This window comes from Octadecabacter temperatus, assembly GCF_001187845.1.
Taxonomy (GTDB): domain Bacteria; phylum Pseudomonadota; class Alphaproteobacteria; order Rhodobacterales; family Rhodobacteraceae; genus Octadecabacter; species Octadecabacter temperatus.
In genome coordinates, this window is the sequence record NZ_CP012160.1 from 3,084,985 (window position 1) to 3,102,738 (window position 17,754).

The 17,754-nt window shown below is 53.3% G+C and carries 15 protein-coding genes; 7 read left to right on the plus strand and 8 right to left on the minus strand.

The window, feature by feature from the left end:
* Positions 1-21: 21 nt before the first annotated feature.
* Positions 22-1,167: a molecular chaperone DnaJ gene (dnaJ, locus tag OSB_RS15515; protein ID WP_049835839.1), complete on the plus strand. Its 1,146-nt coding sequence runs from the start codon at positions 22-24 to the stop codon at positions 1,165-1,167.
* Between the two features lie 43 nt (positions 1,168-1,210).
* Positions 1,211-2,008 carry a RadC family protein gene (gene radC, locus OSB_RS15520; RefSeq protein ID WP_143831334.1) on the plus strand — a complete coding sequence of 266 codons (798 nt, stop codon included), beginning with the start codon at positions 1,211-1,213 and terminating at the stop codon, positions 2,006-2,008.
* Here the strand turns inward: radC and OSB_RS15525 are convergent.
* The 3 genes from OSB_RS15525 to secA form a co-directional block, all read right to left on the minus strand.
* On the minus strand, positions 2,005-3,549 hold the full coding sequence (locus OSB_RS15525; RefSeq protein WP_049835840.1) for a phosphate ABC transporter substrate-binding/OmpA family protein: 1,545 nt from the start codon (positions 3,547-3,549) through the stop codon (positions 2,005-2,007). The two genes, radC and OSB_RS15525, sit on opposite strands and share 4 nt — an antisense overlap.
* The gene (locus OSB_RS15530) at positions 3,546-4,643 is read right to left on the minus strand and encodes a hypothetical protein (protein WP_074202282.1); all 1,098 of its coding nucleotides are present in this window, start codon (positions 4,641-4,643) and stop codon (positions 3,546-3,548) included. The genes OSB_RS15525 and OSB_RS15530 overlap by 4 nt, the downstream gene beginning before the upstream one ends.
* Positions 4,644-4,766: 123 nt before the next feature.
* Positions 4,767-7,457, minus strand: coding sequence for a preprotein translocase subunit SecA (gene secA / locus OSB_RS15535; protein WP_049835842.1), 2,691 nt, complete (start codon positions 7,455-7,457; stop codon positions 4,767-4,769).
* 189 nt (positions 7,458-7,646) lie between these two features.
* Between secA and OSB_RS15540 the strand changes: the two genes are divergently transcribed.
* From OSB_RS15540 to OSB_RS16940, 4 genes are all read left to right on the plus strand, one after another.
* Positions 7,647-8,501: a peptidylprolyl isomerase gene (locus tag OSB_RS15540; protein WP_049835843.1), complete on the plus strand. Its 855-nt coding sequence runs from the start codon at positions 7,647-7,649 to the stop codon at positions 8,499-8,501.
* A 2-nt stretch (positions 8,502-8,503) separates the two neighbouring features.
* Positions 8,504-9,718, plus strand: a complete 1,215-nt coding sequence (gene argJ, locus OSB_RS15545; RefSeq protein WP_049835844.1) for a bifunctional glutamate N-acetyltransferase/amino-acid acetyltransferase ArgJ — start codon at positions 8,504-8,506, stop codon at positions 9,716-9,718.
* Positions 9,715-10,113, plus strand: coding sequence for a (deoxy)nucleoside triphosphate pyrophosphohydrolase (locus OSB_RS15550; RefSeq protein WP_049835845.1), 399 nt, complete (start codon positions 9,715-9,717; stop codon positions 10,111-10,113). Before argJ ends, OSB_RS15550 begins: the two co-directional genes overlap by 4 nt.
* A gap of 129 nt (positions 10,114-10,242) precedes the next feature.
* A complete protein-coding gene (locus OSB_RS16940) occupies positions 10,243-10,377 on the plus strand; it encodes a hypothetical protein (RefSeq protein WP_268794160.1) in 135 nt (44 codons plus the stop codon).
* 73 nt (positions 10,378-10,450) lie between these two features.
* On the opposite strand, the gene infB is transcribed toward OSB_RS16940, so the two are convergent.
* The 4 genes from infB to rimP are packed head-to-tail and all read right to left on the minus strand — an operon-like array spanning position 10,451 to position 15,783.
* A complete protein-coding gene (gene infB / locus OSB_RS15555; RefSeq protein ID WP_049835846.1) occupies positions 10,451-12,928 on the minus strand; it encodes a translation initiation factor IF-2 in 2,478 nt (825 codons plus the stop codon).
* Positions 12,925-13,557, minus strand: a complete 633-nt coding sequence (locus OSB_RS15560) for an RNA-binding protein (protein ID WP_049835847.1) — start codon at positions 13,555-13,557, stop codon at positions 12,925-12,927. The genes infB and OSB_RS15560 overlap by 4 nt, the downstream gene beginning before the upstream one ends.
* 22 nt (positions 13,558-13,579) lie before the next feature.
* Positions 13,580-15,190, minus strand: a complete 1,611-nt coding sequence (gene nusA, locus OSB_RS15565) for a transcription termination factor NusA (protein WP_049835848.1) — start codon at positions 15,188-15,190, stop codon at positions 13,580-13,582.
* Entirely contained in the window at positions 15,190-15,783 is a 594-nt protein-coding gene (rimP, locus tag OSB_RS15570; protein ID WP_049835849.1) for a ribosome maturation factor RimP, read from the minus strand. Before rimP ends, nusA begins: the two co-directional genes overlap by 1 nt.
* A 202-nt stretch (positions 15,784-15,985) precedes the next feature.
* Between rimP and OSB_RS16945 the strand changes: the two genes are divergently transcribed.
* Positions 15,986-16,108 (plus strand): hypothetical protein, encoded by a 123-nt coding sequence (locus tag OSB_RS16945; protein WP_268794159.1) that lies wholly within the window; start codon positions 15,986-15,988, stop codon positions 16,106-16,108.
* Between the two features lie 56 nt (positions 16,109-16,164).
* On the opposite strand, the gene OSB_RS15575 is transcribed toward OSB_RS16945, so the two are convergent.
* A complete protein-coding gene (locus OSB_RS15575; RefSeq protein WP_049835850.1) occupies positions 16,165-17,715 on the minus strand; it encodes an ABC transporter substrate-binding protein in 1,551 nt (516 codons plus the stop codon).
* Positions 17,716-17,754: the final 39 nt, after the last annotated feature.

Below are 17,754 nucleotides of genomic sequence, written 5' to 3' on the forward strand. Positions count from 1 at the left end.
TCCCAAGGGGGAAATTCTGTCATGGCAAAACGCGACTATTATGACGTTCTAGGCATCTCAAAAGGCGCGAGCGCCGATGAGATTAAGAAGGGCTATCGCCAAAAGGCGAAAGAACTTCACCCAGACCGCAACACCGACAACCCAGATGCGGAAAGCCAGTTCAAAGAAGCTGGCGAGGCTTATGAAGTCCTGAAGGACGCTGAGAAAAAAGCAGCCTACGATCGCTACGGTCACGCTGCGTTCGAAGGCGGCATGGGCGGCGGTGGGCGGCCCGGTGGTATGGGCGGCCAAGGTGATTTTGGCTCTGCATTCTCTGATATTTTTGATGACCTGTTTGGAAACATGGGTGGTGGACGTGGCGGTGGTGGGCAATCCCGCGCCGCTCGCGGCAATGATTTGCGCTATAACTTGCGCGTCACATTGGAAGAAGCGTTCGCCGGCCTGCAAAAGACCATCACAGTGCCAACCGCATCTAGCTGTGGTTCCTGTAACGGAACTGGCGCCGAAGGCGGTTCAGAACCTCAAACCTGCCCGACATGTTCCGGCATGGGCAAAGTCCGCGCACAGCAAGGCTTCTTCACTGTCGAACGCACGTGCCCGACTTGTAATGGCATGGGCCAGACGATCAAAAACCCTTGCCATGAATGCCATGGCCAAGGACGCGTTGAGAAAGAGAAATCACTTTCCGTCAACATCCCAGCGGGTGTCGAAACCGGAACGCGCATTCGTCTCGCTGGCGAAGGCGAAGCGGGTATGCGTGGCGGTCCAACAGGTGATCTCTACATCTTCATTGAAGTACGTGATCACGATCTGTTTGAACGTGAAGCAAACCACCTGTTCTGTCGGGTGCCTGTCTCAATGGCGAAAGCTGCGCTTGGTGGTGATATTGAAGTGCCGACCATCGATGGTGGTCGTTCGCGTGTAAAAATTCCAGCGGGCTCACAGTCAGGTCGTCAGATGCGTTTACGTGCCAAGGGCATGCCCGCCCTTCGTGGCGGCGGCCCTGGTGATATGTTCATCGAAATGGCGGTTGAAACCCCTGTTAACCTGACCACTAAGCAGAAAGAACTGCTGCGCGAATTTGACGAACTGGCGAGCGACAACAACCCGCAAACGTCAACGTTCTTCAAATCGGTCAAATCTTTCTGGGAATCGATGAAGGGTTAAGCCGTTAACCATGCGGTAATTAGAATCACGGCAAAGTCGGAGGATGAAACATGCCTCCGCCTTCGCCGAAGCCCCGCTTTTACCTCTTGGCCAAGCATCGCCGGTCACAATTGATCGAGATGAAGTCGAGATCGTTCCGGCCGTTTCCACATCCAAAAGTGGCAGGCATCCTTCCTATCTAGCTGATCATCGTAAACGCCTCCGTCATCGTTTTTTAACCGGCGGCGCTGCAGCGATGCCGGACTATGAAATTCTTGAACTCACATTGTTTCGCGCGATCCCAAGGCAAGATGTCAAACCACTCGCTCGTCTTTTGATCGAAACTTTTGGTGACCTAAACGGCGTTCTCTCTGCCCCGATCGCTCGGCTTGAAAGGGTGCATGGGGTTGGTCCTGCTGTCGCTCTTGAGCTCAAGGTCATGGAAACTGTGACCCATCGAATGGCCCGTGCAAAGGTTATGCAACGGCATGTGATAAGCTCGTGGGACGCGGTTCTCGACTACTGCCACACAGTCATGGCACATCGGGACACCGAACAGTTTCGTGTGCTCTTTCTCGATCGCAAAAACGTCCTGATCGCGGACGAAGCGCAGGGTGCTGGTACTGTTGACCATGTCCCCGTCTATCCACGCGAAGTCGTTAAACGTGCACTCGAACTCAATGCATCCGCGTTGATTCTTGTTCACAATCACCCGTCAGGTGATCCGACCCCATCAAATGAAGACATCGCCATGACAAGACAGATTTCAGACGCGGCCGGGGCGCTCAGTATCTCTCTCCATGACCATTTGATTATCGGACGTTCCCGTGAGCTTAGCTTTAAGTCACAAGGGCTAATCTAGGGCGCGCCACGCACCCAAAGCTCTACGCGACGATTGGTCTGTTGACCCCAAATCGTATCATCGCAAGCCATTGGCAGGGCTTCTCCGAACGCCTCAGTTTCAACTTGGACATTTGACGGAAACGACCCGCCCAACGCGCGATTTAGATCACGCATGACAGCTTCGGCCCGCGCAGATGAAAGATCGCGGTTCGCCGTAGCAGGCCCACGACCGTCGCTGAACCCGACCAACATCAACTCTTGCCCGCCGAACCGGCCGTCTCGAATAGCCTGTGCCAACTGCATCACGTTAGAGCGAGATTGACCGTCCAGCCTTGTCGACCCGGGTTCAAATCGGAAGGTGCTAGACATGCGAACACGCGGTGACAACAAACGAATCATACGTTGCAATTCTGTGAGCGGGACTTCGGTTCCCGCATTCGAAATTGCATTCGCGAGTCGATCTCCTTGATCCGCCAACGGTATCGGCACAGCGGCAAGATCCACGAATCCTGCACGACGAATTACCAACTGTGCAGACGGTGACCTTAACCAATCGAGAAATTCGACAATCTGTGGGTGCTGCTTGCGTTGTGGCAAATAGATGAACATTGGAAACGTCAGTGGGTAATCTTCAGTCTTCATGGTTAAAAACCGAGCCTCTGATAACAATCCACAAGCCCCATTTAATGTCAGGGGCTGAGTGTTCTGCGTCGCACCATACGGAACAAGTGACAGCTCGTTGGCCCCGCTAGAAACTGCGTCAAGAAGTGTGTCCAAATCCTCGTGAGAAAAATCTGGCGCCCCCAACTGCAACCCAAACGGGCGCATAAATCTATCTTCAAACCCTTGAATCTGACCGTCAGTATCTTCCTTCAAATGCACATTGAACTGCCCGCCTGACCCTGACAGCTCGTCAGTCAAATCTGCCATCGATATTGACCGCACATCCGAGTTTGCGGGAACAACAGGCACAAGTGCATCTAAGGCTAGAATGCGAGCGTGCCGAGCAAGGTTAAGTGGCCCAAGACCAGCGTCCGCTGCAATGCCCAGTTCACTGTCTCGCAGTTCGCGCATCGACATAAGCGCATCTGCGTCATGGTTTGCGAATTTCGCGAAGGCTTGATCTTGGGGTTCAATCTCAATGGAGATCTCAAGCGCAATTGTCCCGTCGGAGCCAGAAAGTTGAAAACCTTGAACACTTTCACGCGCATTCCACCCATTGTCCCGCGCGTAGGCGTCAATCAACGCGGGCAAAAGTAAATCGCCCATACGCGCAGCACCGGTTAGTCGCAGACTGGCAACGTAATTTTCTAAATCAGGGCAACTCGCCCCATCGCATGTCATCGCGTCGGCCCGGAAAGTGACAAAGCCAGCATCAGAGGCAACCGATACGTTTTCACCATCAAATGCGACAAACCGGCCGGCCACCGTCACAGCGTCATTTTCGCTTCGGTAAATAACATCCTGCGCAGCAGAACTTCCCACGAAAACAAAATGTGCGACGAAAACCGCCGCACATTTCAAAAATGGATGTATCTTCTTGAACCATGTACTCGTCATTTAGACGCGATTGTTAGGTCCTCAAACATGTTTTGCAAGATCAGAAAGTCGCCAACTGCGTTACATTCCGGCATTATCATCGTCAGGTCCAATGCAGACGTTTGTCCTGTAGGAGAAAACTGCAAGCTCTGAGCATTGAGTTCCTGTCCACAGTTACCGGTCGTGATCTCCGCCTCAGCGACGAGCATGACTTCGAAGTCAGATGCCATCATACCAGTAGGGAAAGTGTAAATTTCGGCCATCAATGCGCTATCAATTGTCTTCACACCGAGACGAACAAGGTATCCACCCGTCCCTGCTTCAATTCGGCTGACATCTCCTGGATTGCTTGCGTAAATGTGGCTTTCATCGCCAAATTCTGCGTCGCCCTCATAGGCGCTCAGCATTACCGACGAATCGCCCTGCCATTGCAGCACTGCCCGATCGTAGTCGGCGAAATCTGGGACCGTCGTTGTCGCAACTGCGCCATCGCCATTTTCGAATGCTGCGATCATAACGGCTACTTCTGCCAATGCAGGCACGGTGATTTCAGCCTCGCCAGTATCATCGGTCATTGCAGTAAACATCATGCCTTGATGATGAATCGTAAACGCAGAAGACACATGGCACGGAGCATTTACTGAAAGCGTAACGCTCGCAACTGATCCGGCAGCGGAGTCCATCGTTGGGACGCAATCGACTTCAACCGTCTCGGTTAGGTCATTCTCTACAGCTGGAATTTCTTCCGTTTCGAGCGCCGCCAGTTGTACGGGCGCTTCCTGAGCGGAAGGAACTTTTGCTGTTTCTGGCAAAATGACAGATGCAGATACAGTCGGTACCGGCTTTGAAATCCCAGGCGTTTCAGTCATCAGGACACCGCCCTGCGCAACAGGGAACGCAACCGCGTCATCTTCGACCAGCGGCGATTCAATAGCGGCATCCGGCGAAATTGCGACTTGCTGTTCGACGGGATCAGAAAAAGGCACAGGCTGTGTAGCGGCCTCTTCGTTTCCAAATCGACTCGCCAATGCGTCGCCGTTTTGCATCACAAAACCGATTCCCAACGCCACACTAAATGTGCCGGCAGCCATACCAATTTGTCTGATTCTAGACATCTGATCACTCCTTCCCACAATGGGTCAGGATGCAGATTGCTTTACTCCCATGACCTTAGCTGGGCGGTCATGGGGATTCTTTCCGTCAGGATTACGGCGAGATCTAGGCCTTATGTTCGACCTTTAGCTTAACTGACCGTGGCAGTGTTTGAACTTCTTGCCGGATCCACATGGGCATGCATCATTACGTCCTGGGTTGCCCCAAGTGGACTCGTCTGCCTCGTCAAAACCGGGCAGCGCTGCCGCTTTCGGTGCGGGTGCAGGGGCTTCTCCACCCTGTGCCTGACGCTGTTGTTCCATCGCCTGAGCAACCATCGCTTCTTGCTCTTCTTTGGTCATAGGGCGAATCTGAGCGAGCTTTTGTGTAACGTCAGCACGCAACCCATCGAGCAGCCCTTCGAACAGCTGGAACGATTCAGTTTTGTATTCGTTCAGCGGATCACGTTGAGCGTATCCACGGAAGCCAACGACAGAACGCAGGTGTTCTAAGGTCAGCAGATGCTCGCGCCATTTCGCATCAATCGTTTGCAGCAAAATTTGCTTTTCGATGTTGCGCATAACCTCTGGACCGAACGCGGCAGTCTTCTCCGCCATGTGTTCATCTGCAGCTTCTTCAAGACGCTCACGAATATCGTCGTCATCGACGCCCTCTTCGTTTGCCCATTCGATCACCGGAACATCGAGGCCAAGTTGCGCGATTACTTGCGCATAAAGGCCTTCAGTGTCCCATTGATCCGCATAGCTTTTGGCAGGGATATGCGTATCGACAAGATCGTCGATCACTTGGCTTCGCATGTCGGCAGCAATTTCAGAGATGTCTTCTGCTTCCATAATCTCACGACGCTGACTGAAGATTACCTTACGCTGATCGTTCATCACATCATCAAATTTCAAGAGCTGCTTACGGATGTCGAAGTTACGACCCTCGACCTTCGCTTGCGCGCGCTCAAGGGATTTGTTCACCCAAGGGTGCACGATCGCTTCGCCGTCTTTCATGCCAAGCGACGACAGTACTTTGTCCAAACGTTCAGAGCCGAAGATGCGCATCAGGTCATCTTCCAAGGACAGGAAGAAGGACGACTTACCCGGATCACCCTGACGGCCAGAACGCCCACGAAGTTGGTTATCAATGCGACGGCTTTCATGGCGTTCCGTTGCGAGCACGAACAAACCACCAGCGTCTTTAACCGCTTGTTCATCCGCTTTGTGCGCTTCTTCAATCTGCGCGCGCACTTCTTCATTTACATCATCTGGTGTCGCGGCAATCGCTTCCATGATTTTGAATTCGATGTTCCCGCCAAGCTTAATATCCGTACCACGGCCAGCCATGTTGGTCGCAATTGTGACGGCACCCAGTTTACCTGCGTCCGCAACAATCTGCGCTTCCTGCTCGTGCTGACGCGCGTTCAGAACGTTGTGGGGAATACCTTCGGCATCCAAAAGCTGGCTTAGAAATTCGGACTTTTCGATGGATGTCGTACCCACCAATGTCGGCTGGCCCTTGGCGTTTGCTTCTTTGATCGCCTTTACAACACCATCGAACTTCTCTTTCGCGGTGCGGTACACTTGGTCGTGCTCGTCGATCCGGGCGATGGGGCGGTTTGTTGGAACTTCAACGACGCCGAGCCCGTAGATTTCATTGAATTCTTCGGCCTCAGTCAATGCCGTACCCGTCATGCCGCCCAGCTTTTCGTACAGACGGAAGTAGTTCTGGAATGTCACAGACGCGAGCGTGACGTTCTCAGGCATGATTTTGCAATCTTCTTTCGCCTCAATTGCCTGATGCAAACCTTCAGACAAACGACGGCCCGTCATCATTCGGCCCGTGAATTCGTCGATCAAAACAACTTCGTCATCACGAACGATGTAGTCTTTATCGCGTGTGAACAGTTTATGCGCACGCAGGCCTTGGTTGACGTGGTGAACAATCGACGTGCTTTCAGGCGCGTAAAGCGATTGGTCTTCAGGTAGGATTCCGGCAGACACCAAACGCTCTTCAAGGAATTCGTTGCCCTCATCCGTGTAGTTCACGTTGCGAGTCTTTTCGTCCAACGTGAAGTGATCATCCTGAATTTCAGGGATCAGCTTGTCGATGGTCACATACATTTCGGACCGATCTTCTGCTGGACCAGAAATAATCAGCGGAGTGCGGGCTTCATCAACGAGGATGGAATCGACCTCATCCACGATCGCAAAGTTGTGCTCGCGCTGGTTCATCTGGGACAGCTCGGACTTCATGTTGTCTCGCAGATAGTCAAACCCAAGTTCGTTGTTCGTTGCGTAAGTCACATCGCAGCGATACGCGGCATTCTTTTCGGCTTCTGGCTGCTGTGGGTAAATAACACCAGTGGTAAGCCCTAAGAACGTAAACACTTGGCTCATCCATTCGGCGTCACGTTTGGCGAGGTAGTCGTTCACTGTAACAACATGCACACCCTTACCCGTGAGAGCATTCAGATATGCAGGGAACGTCGCAACAAGTGTCTTACCTTCACCTGTCTTCATCTCGGAGATATTGCCTTGGTGCAGGAAGATCCCGCCCATCAACTGGGTATCAAATGCCCTCAAGCCCAGCGCGCGTTTCGCAGCTTCGCGACAGTTCGCAAATGCTTCCGGCAGCAGCGCATCAAGGCTTTCACCACCGATCGCGCGTTTTGCCAGTTCTTCTGTTTTGGCTTTGATGCCCTCGTCGCTTAGCGCCTCGCATTCAGCTTCTAGCGCGTTGATCTTCTCAATCTGCGGAAGCGTCGCCTTCACTAAGCGGTCGTTCGGCGTACCAAAAATCTTCTTCGCAATCGTTCCAAGACCGAGCATATTCTCTCCGGGCGCGCCATTTTGGGCGTCTCTAACATCAATGTGTGAGGAGGTTGGTTGTGCCTGTCGCGCACGCCCCATAGAAACAGGGCCAAGACCGGCCTCCAAAGGACCTTATGGGGATGTAAGGGGCCGTCATTGAGGTGTCAACGCCGCGGCCAAGCTGCGGCTCATCAAGGAACTGTTAACATGCTATTTCGCACCAAATTGCTGGCTTCTGCAGCACTTTTCTCCTTCACAACTACGTTTGCTTACGCAGATTCACATGCGGGCATGTCCGCTGAAACGGTCGTGGCGTCTGTAAATGGGTCAGAGATCACTTTGGGCCAGCTCGTCATGCTGCGGTCACAACTGCCAGAACAGTATCAGCAGCTGCCAGATGATGTGGTCTTCAACGGCTTGGTTGAGCAGTTGGTAAATCAGCAGCTTCTCGCCGACTCTCTTGAGGTTGAGCCAAAGCGCGTAGGTATCGCCCTCGCCAATGAAACCCGCTCTCTTCGGGCTGGTGAAGTCGTAAACTCGATCACCAGTGCGCCAGTCAGCGACGAAGAAATTCAAACTGCTTATGATGCACGTTTTGAAGGAGTAGAGCCCGACTCAGAATTCAACGCGTCGCATATTTTGGTTGAGACCGAAGAAGAAGCAAACGAAGTCAAAACATTGATCGACGATGGCGCTGACTTCGCTGAAACTGCGGTCGAACGCTCCACTGGCCCATCCGGTCCTTCTGGTGGTGAACTGGGTTGGTTCGGTGTTGGCATGATGGTTCCAGAATTTGAAGCGGCCGTTATGACACTGGAAGTCGGCGAAGTTTCCGTGCCTGTTCAAACGCAGTTTGGCTGGCACGTCGTACAGTTGAACGAAACACGCGAAACTGAATTGCCAACAGTCGAAGACCTGCGCAGCGAGTTAGCGTCCGAGATTCAACAAGAAACTCTAAACACGCTCATCACTGGTTTGACTGAAGCTGCCGAGGTCACATTGCCCGAAGAAGGCCAGTTTGATTTCTCGCTCATTCAGAACCTTGAGCTCCTAGAGGACTAAGAATGACTATTTCCCCCCTCGCACCTGACTCGTTCCCGCAATTGCCCGAGATTGAAGGCGTTCGGTTTGCGTCTGGTGCGACGGGGGTCAAATACCAAGACCGCAAGGATGTTATGCTTGCCGAATTGGCCGCCGGTACCGCGATTGCGGGCGTGTTCACACGCTCCTCAACACGCTCAGCTCCAGTGTTGGATTGTCAGGCCAAGCTTGGTGGTTCTTCCGTTGATCGTGCCGCTATTCTCGTGAACTCCGGAAACTCCAACGCGTTTACGGGTTCCGCAGGCGAAAAGTCAGTTGACGCAATTTGTAACACAGTTGCGGAATCGACCGAAGTTCCAAAGGCTCGCATTTTTACCGCTTCGACTGGCGTGATCGGTGAACGTCTTCCCCACGAAAAGATTACTGAAAATGTTGCGGGACTCGCCGCAAGTCTAAGTTCTTCCGGCATTGAAGACGCAGCGAACGCCATCATGACGACCGACACCTTTGCGAAGGGTTCTAGCGCTGAGGTTCTCATAGACGGAAAAACGGTAAAGATCGCGGGGATCGCTAAGGGGTCAGGAATGATCGCGCCGGATATGGCGACGATGCTCGTGTACATCTTCACTGATGCGAAGATTGAACAACCCGCACTGCAGGCCCTTCTAGGCGCGCTTACGGATCAGACTTTCAACTGCATTACTGTCGACAGTGACACCTCCACTTCTGACAGTCTTATGGTGGCTGCGACGGGAGCATCAGGTGTCGACGTTACAGATAGCGCAGGTTTCACACAGGCGTTGCACGGTGTGATGTTGGATCTTGCGCACCAAGTTGTTCGCGATGGCGAAGGTGCAACTAAATTCGTTGAGGTGAAAGTTACAGGTGCCGCGTCTGACGCAGAAGCCCGCCAAGTTGGCCTTTCGATCGCCAATTCCCCACTCGTAAAGACAGCTATCGCTGGCGAGGATCCAAACTGGGGTCGTGTCGTTATGGCAATCGGTAAGTCCGGTGCGCAGGCGGATCGCGACCTTCTTTCGATCAAGTTCGGCGATGTCCTTGTGGCGGAGAATGGATGGGTTTCACCGGGCTATTCCGAGGAGGCTGGCGCTGAACATATGAAGCAACAAGATATCCTCATTTCCGTCGATCTTGGAATTGGTGGTGGTATCGGTACTGTTTGGACCTGCGATCTGACCCACGGCTACATTACTATCAACGCGGACTATCGGTCGTGAAAACAGTTCTTGTCAGTGCGGTCGCGCTTATTGATGTCGACGGTCGCGTTCTTTTGGCTCAGCGCCCAGAAGGGAAATCCATGGCGGGCCTATGGGAATTTCCAGGCGGCAAAGTCGAGCAAGGTGAAACACCTGAAATCGCTTTGATTCGTGAGCTTGAAGAGGAACTGGGTATCAATACTTGGCAGTCCTGCCTCGCGCCTCTGACCTTCGCGAGCCACAGCTATGATGATTTTCACCTCATCATGCCTCTATTTGCGTGCCGCAAATGGGAAGGAACGCCAAAACCGCGAGAGGGGCAAACGCTTAAGTGGGCAAGGGCCAACGAGCTGCGTGATTACCCCATGCCTGCCGCTGATATACCCCTAATTCCGATCCTTCGCGACTGGCTTTGAAGGCGAATTGACCTGGAGTCGATTAACTGTGGCAAAATTTAGGCAAATGTGGCAGGATTATGATATATTGTTTATATCCGCCTGAAGCTGCTGGGCGAATATACCAATCGCGTCAAATGGGGGATTCTGATGCTTCGTACAATTACCGTGGGGACACACGTTCAAGTCCAAGGGATTTTGGTAAAAACACTCGCGAACGGACGCCTTGTCGTTTCCGTAGGTGATCGTGAATTCGAAGGCGCACCTGTTACACGCCTGAACTGAGTTACACGACTAACAAATGTAAAAGGGGACGCTGTTGCAGCGTCCCCTTTTTCGTTTCTCATTTGGTGGCGGATTACAGATTCCGCTCAACCTCTTCGCGTTCGAAGATTTCGATCACATCATCGGCGCGGATGTCTTCGTAGTTCTCAAATGCCATACCGCATTCCTGACCAGACTGGACCTCTTTGACCTCGTCCTTGAAGCGCTTGAGCGTCTTAAGCGTGCCTTCGTGGATAACCACATCGTCACGCAGCAAGCGAACGCCAGCAGAACGACGCGCAACACCTTCAGTGACCAGACAACCGGCAATCTTACCGACATTGGACACCTTAAAGACCTCTTGGATCTTGGCGTAACCGATAAAGTTCTCGCGAACCTCAGCAGACAACAGACCAGACGCAGCCGCTTTTACGTCATCCACAAGATCGTAGATGATGGAGTAGTAGCGGATCTCAACGCCCTTCTGGTTCGCAGAGTTGCGGGCCGATGCGTTCGCACGCACGTTAAAACCAATAACCGGCGCGCCGGACGCTTCAGCGAGACCGATGTCACTTTCCGTAATCGCACCAACACCTGAGTGCAGAACGCGAACGCGAACTTCGTCGTTACCGATTTTCGCCATCGCCTGAACGATCGCTTCAGTTGAACCTTGCACGTCACCTTTAACAAGGATCGGCAATTCGGAAACATTTTCGTCGGCCTTAGCATTCGCCATCAGCTGATCAAGCGTAACCGCAGCACCCGCAGCCGCGCGTTTTTCTTTCGCTGCGTTCGCACGGTATTCCGCGATTTCACGGGCTTGCGCTTCAGTTTCTGTAACGTTCAAAACGTCGCCCGCTTCTGGCGTACCGTTCAGGCCAAGAACCTCAACAGGAACAGAAGGGCCAGCTTCGTTAACGCGCTCACCTTTGTCGTCGATCAACGCGCGGACTTTACCCCACTGTTCACCCACAACGAAGATATCGCCACGGCGCAATGTGCCGGTCTCAACCAGAACAGTCGCAACGGGACCGCGACCCACATCAAGCTGCGCTTCAATAACAGCACCTTGGGCAGCGCGATCAGGATTGGCTTTCAGTTCAAGCAATTCAGACTGCAACGCAATCGCTTCGAGCAATTCATCAAGGCCTTGGCCAGTGATCGCGGACACTTCAACATCCTGTACTTCACCGGACATTTTTTCAACGATGACTTCGTGCTGAAGCAAGTCCGTGCGCACCTTGTCAGGGTTTGCAGCCGGACGGTCGCATTTGTTAATTGCAACGATCATCGGAACGTTTGCTGCTTTCGCGTGGGCAATCGCTTCGATGGTCTGTGGCATGACGGCGTCATCTGCCGCAACAACCAGTACAACAATATCCGTAACCTGTGCGCCGCGGGCACGCATGGACGTAAACGCCGCGTGGCCTGGTGTATCAAGGAACGACAAAACCGCGCCGTTATCAGTCGTGACCTGATACGCACCGATGTGCTGCGTGATGCCGCCAGCTTCACCAGCGACGACTTTCGCGTTGCGGATCGCATCCAGCAAGGATGTTTTACCGTGATCAACGTGACCCATGATCGTAATGACAGGTGGGCGACCCTTCAGGTCTTTTTCGTCGTCCTCGATGATGTTGATAACGTCTTCAACATCAGCGTCGGAAACGCGCACAACTTTGTGGCCGAATTCTTCAACGATAAGTTCCGCAGTATCCGCATCGATCGTCTGGTTTTGTGTCGCCATAATGCCGTTGGTCATCAGCGCTTTTACGACGTCTGATACTTTTTCGGACATACGGTTCGCCAACTCGGACACAACAATCGCTTCTGGCAACTGCACGTCACGCATAACCTTCTCGCGCTCAACGCTCTGACCCATCGCCTTTTGACGGGCGCGGTCTTGCTTACGCTTCATCTGCGCCATTGAACGATGACGGCCACCTTCGCCGCCACGCAGCGCTTGGTTCAACGTCAGCTTACCACCCTTGCGGGCGTCGCCTTGGTTTTTGTTTTTGCGAGAATCGCGATCGTCTTCTTTCTTGCGTGGCGTCGCAGCCGGGGCGCCACCGCTTGGGGGTGCGCGGCGCTGGGCCGGTGCAAGCTCAGGGTCGACAGCTGCTGGAGCAGCGGCAGCTTGTGCAGCAGCTTCAGCGTCACGCTTCTTGCGCTCTTCCTCGTCCTGCTTGGCTTTTACAGCCTCATCACGCTCTTTGTCTGCGCGCTCTTTCTCAGCGATCTCGGCAAGACGACGCTCGCGCTCAGCCGCACGGGCTTTCTCATCTGCTTCGCGCTTTGCAGCGTCTTCAGCTTCGCGTGCTTTCGCAGCCTGAAGCGCCTTCATACGGCGATCCATTTCCACATCGGAAATACCAGCTGGGCGCTTGGAGGGGTCACCACCAAGCGGTGCAGAAGAACCGGTTGGCTTTGCCGCACCAGGCTTGGGGACGACAACGCGTTTGCGCTTCGTCTCAACGACCACGTTCTTGGTGCGCCCGTGGCTGAAGCTTTGCTTCACGCTACCGGGACGTGGAGTAACACCAAGGGGCTTTTTGCCGTCTGAATCGCTCATGTCGTTTCTATTCCTTCCGTGACGGTGCCTTCACCGCCATCTATCTCGCGCAAGCCTTTCAGCTTTGCCGCTTCCTCTACTACACGGTTGCTCATTCCGCCAGAGGCGAGGGCAGCGTGTACTGCAGTTTGGCGCCCGAAGGCCAAACCTAACTCTTGTCCTGTCAGGCACCCAAAATAACGGGCGCCTTCTGGGGTCCATAATTTCGTCTTGCCGCGTTCCGACCCGTCAGAGGCTTGGAACAAGGCGCGGACGTTTTCGCCACCTGCCAGCCAACCTTTGACCTTTTCGAAACCGGTCACCGCTGATCCGGCTTTACGAGCCAGAGCGATCAAATCAACCACACGGCGCGCCAACTGGCGATCAACTTCGTCTGCCAAATCGTCACGCACCTTTACGGGTGCCTTAGCCGATTTGGAAAACTGTCCCTTACCCGCCTTATCCAACGCGTCACGGGTTGCAGTTACCCACATGCCCCGACCCGGCAGCTTTTCCAGAACGTCAGGGAACACTTCATTTTCTGGTCCCACGACAAAACGGATCAACCCCGCCTTCGGCGCAGTTTCACCGGTGACAATGCACCGGCGTTCTGAGACATCACGGTCTTTGGTACGGCCACCCCGTCCCATGCGCAAACCCGGAGGCCTGCGATCAGGCCTCCTGCTCCTCGGTCTCTTCGACCTCATCAGCTTCGGAAACCAAATCGTCAGGATCAACCCAACCAAGCATTACGCGTGCCGTCATGATCATGTCTTGCGCGTCCTCAAGTGTTACTTCGAATGGCTCAAGCGAACCGTCGTCTTTGGAACGTTCGCCGTCAACAACAGTCCAGCCACCGGCCAATTCCCAGTCAGCACATGTTGCGAAGTCTTCCAGCGTTTTCACGCCATCGTTCGCCAGTGCTTCAATCATCTGGGGTGTGAGGCCTTCAAATGCAACAAGGCTGTCTTCGACACCCAAAGCACGGGCGTTTTCCATTGCCTTAGCGTTCTTAGCCTCAATCACGTCACGGGCACGGGCCTGAAGCTCGCTGGCTGTATCAGCATCAACACCGTCGATGACGAGCAGTTCTTCAACTTCAACGTAGGCAACTTCTTCGAGCGTAGTGAAACCCTCAGAGACCAACAGCTGAGCAAAGAATTCGTCGAGATCGAGTGCTTCGATAAACAGACCAGTACGCAGTTCGAATTCCGCTTGACGACGCTTGGATTCTTCTTCCTCAGTCAGGATATCGATATCAAGGCCAGTCAACTGGGACGCCAAACGCACGTTCTGGCCACGACGACCAATCGCAAGTGAAAGCTGCTCTTCAGGAACAACAACTTCGATACGTTCGGCTTCTTCGTCAAACACAACCTTGGACACTTCAGCTGGCTGAAGCGCGTTCACGAGGAACGTTGGCATGTCTTCGTTCCAAGGAATGATGTCGATCTTTTCGCCTTGAAGCTCATTCACAACGGCCTGAACGCGTGAGCCACGCATACCAACACAAGCACCAACTGGATCAATGGAACCATCGTAGGAAATCACGGCAATCTTTGCGCGTGAACCTGGGTCACGAGCAACGGCTTTGATTTCGATGATGTTCTCGTAGATTTCTGGAACTTCCATCTTGAACAATTCAGCCATGAACTGAGGATCTGTGCGGCTCAGGAAAATCTGAGGGCCGCGCTGCTCACGACGAACTTCTTTGATGAAGCAACGGATACGATCGTTCGGGCGGTAGCTTTCGCGGCCGATCTTTTCGTTGCGGCGCAGGATTGCTTCGCCTGTGCCAACATCAACAATAACGTTGCCGTACTCTTCGCGCTTAACCTGCGCGTTGATGATTGTGCCGGCGCGGTCTTTGAAGTCTTCGTACTGCTTGTCGCGCTCGGCTTCGCGAACCTTTTGCAAAATCACCTGCTTGGCGGATTGCGCAGCGATACGGCCCATTTCAACCGGAGGAACTTCTTCGATGAACTCTTGGCCGATTTCTGGCGCGTCCATGTATTCAGAAGCTTGCTCAACGGTGAATTCAGCCTGGTAGTTTTCAAGCTCTTCTTCAGCCACAACCGTACGAACGCGTGTGAACGTTGCCTTGCCAGTCTTGCGGTCGATGTGAACACGGATGTCCATTTCAGACCCGTAACGGGACTTCGCCGCGCGCGCGAGGGATTCTTCCATCGCTTCGACGACCAAAATCGGGTCGATCTGCTTTTCGCGGGCCACGGCCTCAGCGGTTTGCAAAAGTTCCAGCTGGTTGGCTGATGTAATCGCCATTAGTTCTTCTCCTCGTCAGAGCCGCCTAGCACGGTCTCAACTTCGTCAAATTGTGTCTCATCGATCTGGCCAGCGTCTTTACGGCCTTTCAAAACATCGCGGATCAGCTCGTCCGTGAGGACAAGTTTGGCATCCGTAAGCCATTCGAATTTCAAACCGATTGTGACCGACTGCCCCTGATCTTCGATCTCAATAAGGACCTCATCGCCCTCGGTGCCGCGCAACATGCCTTTGAAACGGCGGCGACCATCGATCAGCTCTTCCGTTTCAATCTTGGCTTCATTGCCTTCCCACTGGTCAAAATCCTTCAACCGTGTGAGCGGGCGATCAATACCCGGACTTGAAACTTCGAGCGTGTAAACGTCCGCAATCGGGTCTTCTACGTCGAGCAGAGCGGAAACTGCTGTACTGATAACGCCGCAATCATCGACCTCAATCGAGCCATCAGGTTTTTGTGCCATGATCTGAAGGATAGATTCTTTACCTGTCATCAATCGCACACGCACGACTTCATACCCCAAATCCTCAACGGTTGGGGTAATGATTTCTGTGATGCGGCGATCCATTGCCGCGCGGGCGATAAGTTCAGACATAGTCTCTTTCGATTAGGCACAAAAAAACGGGCGCGCGGCCCGTTGGAATTTCGGTGGGCTTCGGGGGTGGAGGCCGAAGCGCCGCTGTTGAGATGGATATACGTATGTTGAGGTGAGTCTGCAAGGGGCAACGCATTTGTGCCGTAAATCCGCCAAATTAGGCCATTAACCAAGCCGTCATTCAAACCTTGAGGAGATGAATATGGACACGACACTTTTGATCGCCGTTGGCGGTTCTTCGTTCTTATGCGGCGTTGCGCTGATGTATTTGGTTATGATGCGCACAATGAAAAAGCGCATCGCCGAAGGCGCAATGCCTTCCTAAAACGCAAAAAGCCCCGCCAAAACTGGCGGGGCTTTCTGTTTTCTAAGGGGCGTAAATTACGCCACTGACCAACGTTCAGCCATGCGACCGTTGTCCATCTGCCAAAGGTTACCCACTGTGTCAGGTGAGGAGATCCGGTTGTTCACAGCCTGAACATAGTTCGCGAACATTGGGATCAGAACACCACCTTCGTCACGCAGAATCTGCTGCATTTCATAGTACTGCTCACGACGCTTGTCGCTGTCCAGTTCAGCCCGTGCAGTCAACAACAACTCTTGGAAGCGGGCGCTATCATCGCCATCCCATTGGCTATCATTCCAAGGCACGCCAGCTTCGTATGCAGTTGCGAACATCCAGTCTTCTGTCGCGCGACCAGACCAGTAGCATGCACAGAACGGCTTAACATTCCAAACGTTTGACCAGTAACCATCCGACGGTTCTTGGACCACGTTAATGTTGATCCCGGCTTCCGCAGCAGACGCCTGGAACAACTGGCCCGCATCAACGGCACCTTCAAATGCTGCGTTGGACGCAGAGAAATCGATGTCGATGGAATCGAGACCAGCTTGCTGCAGGTAGTATTTTGCCTGATCCGGATCGTAGGAAAGCTGTTCCATCTCGGCATTGTAGTATTGGTTAGCAGGGCCGATTGGCGTGTCGTTACCAACAGCACCGTGACCAAGAAGGATCTTGTCGACCATTTCCTGACGGTTGATGCCGTACTTCAGCGCCTTACGAACGTTGACGTCGTTGAACGGCGCAACATCTGTCAGCATCGGCATTGTGTACTGCTGGTTGCCTGTCACTTCTTGAATGCGCAGTGCCGGGTTCGCCTTAAGCAATGCTTCGGTCTTGAAATCGATCCGGTTAATCGTGTCGACCTGACCCGTCATCAAAGCGTTCATACGCGCTGTGTTGTCGTTGATGGCGATGTATTCGATCTCATCAAAGAAGCCCGCGCTGTCACCCTTGTAGTGATCTGCATAACGGCTGGCCGTCATTCGTACACCAGGGTCAAATGACGTAACCTGATAAAGACCCGTACCGATGCCGCTGGCGATCGCTTCTTCGATCTGGCCCGCTGGGTACATCAGGATGTGGTAGTCAGACATCAGGTATGGGAAGTCAGCATTACCTGAGGCAAGTACGAACTGAACCTGATGATCAGTAACCTTGGTCATGGTCTCAATCGCTTCAACGATTGGCTTGGCTGCAGACTTGGACTCTTCGCCTAGGTGCATTTGCAAGGATGCAATTACATCGTCAGCACCAAAGGACTTTCCGTTGTGGAACGTCACGCCTTGGCGCAGGTTGAATGTCCAGGTTTTAGCGTCCGCAGAGGCTTCCCAATTCTCAGCCAACTCACCCACAAGGGAACCGTCGGCAGCAACTTCTGTTAGGGAATCAAAAACAGCCCCCTGCGCAGATGCAATCATGAAGATATCAGAGTGTGTGCGGCTGTCCCAACTATCGGACGTGTTTGCGCCACCCAGACCTGCAGTCAATTTGCCGCCGCGTGTTTGTGCCTTAAGCGGCAAGCCAGTCGCTGCGAGTACACCCGCCGCTACACCAGATTGCAGCAATCCACGTCTGCTAATTCCATACATATTTATAGTCTCCCTTAGGTTTTTATTATTCTCAGCGCT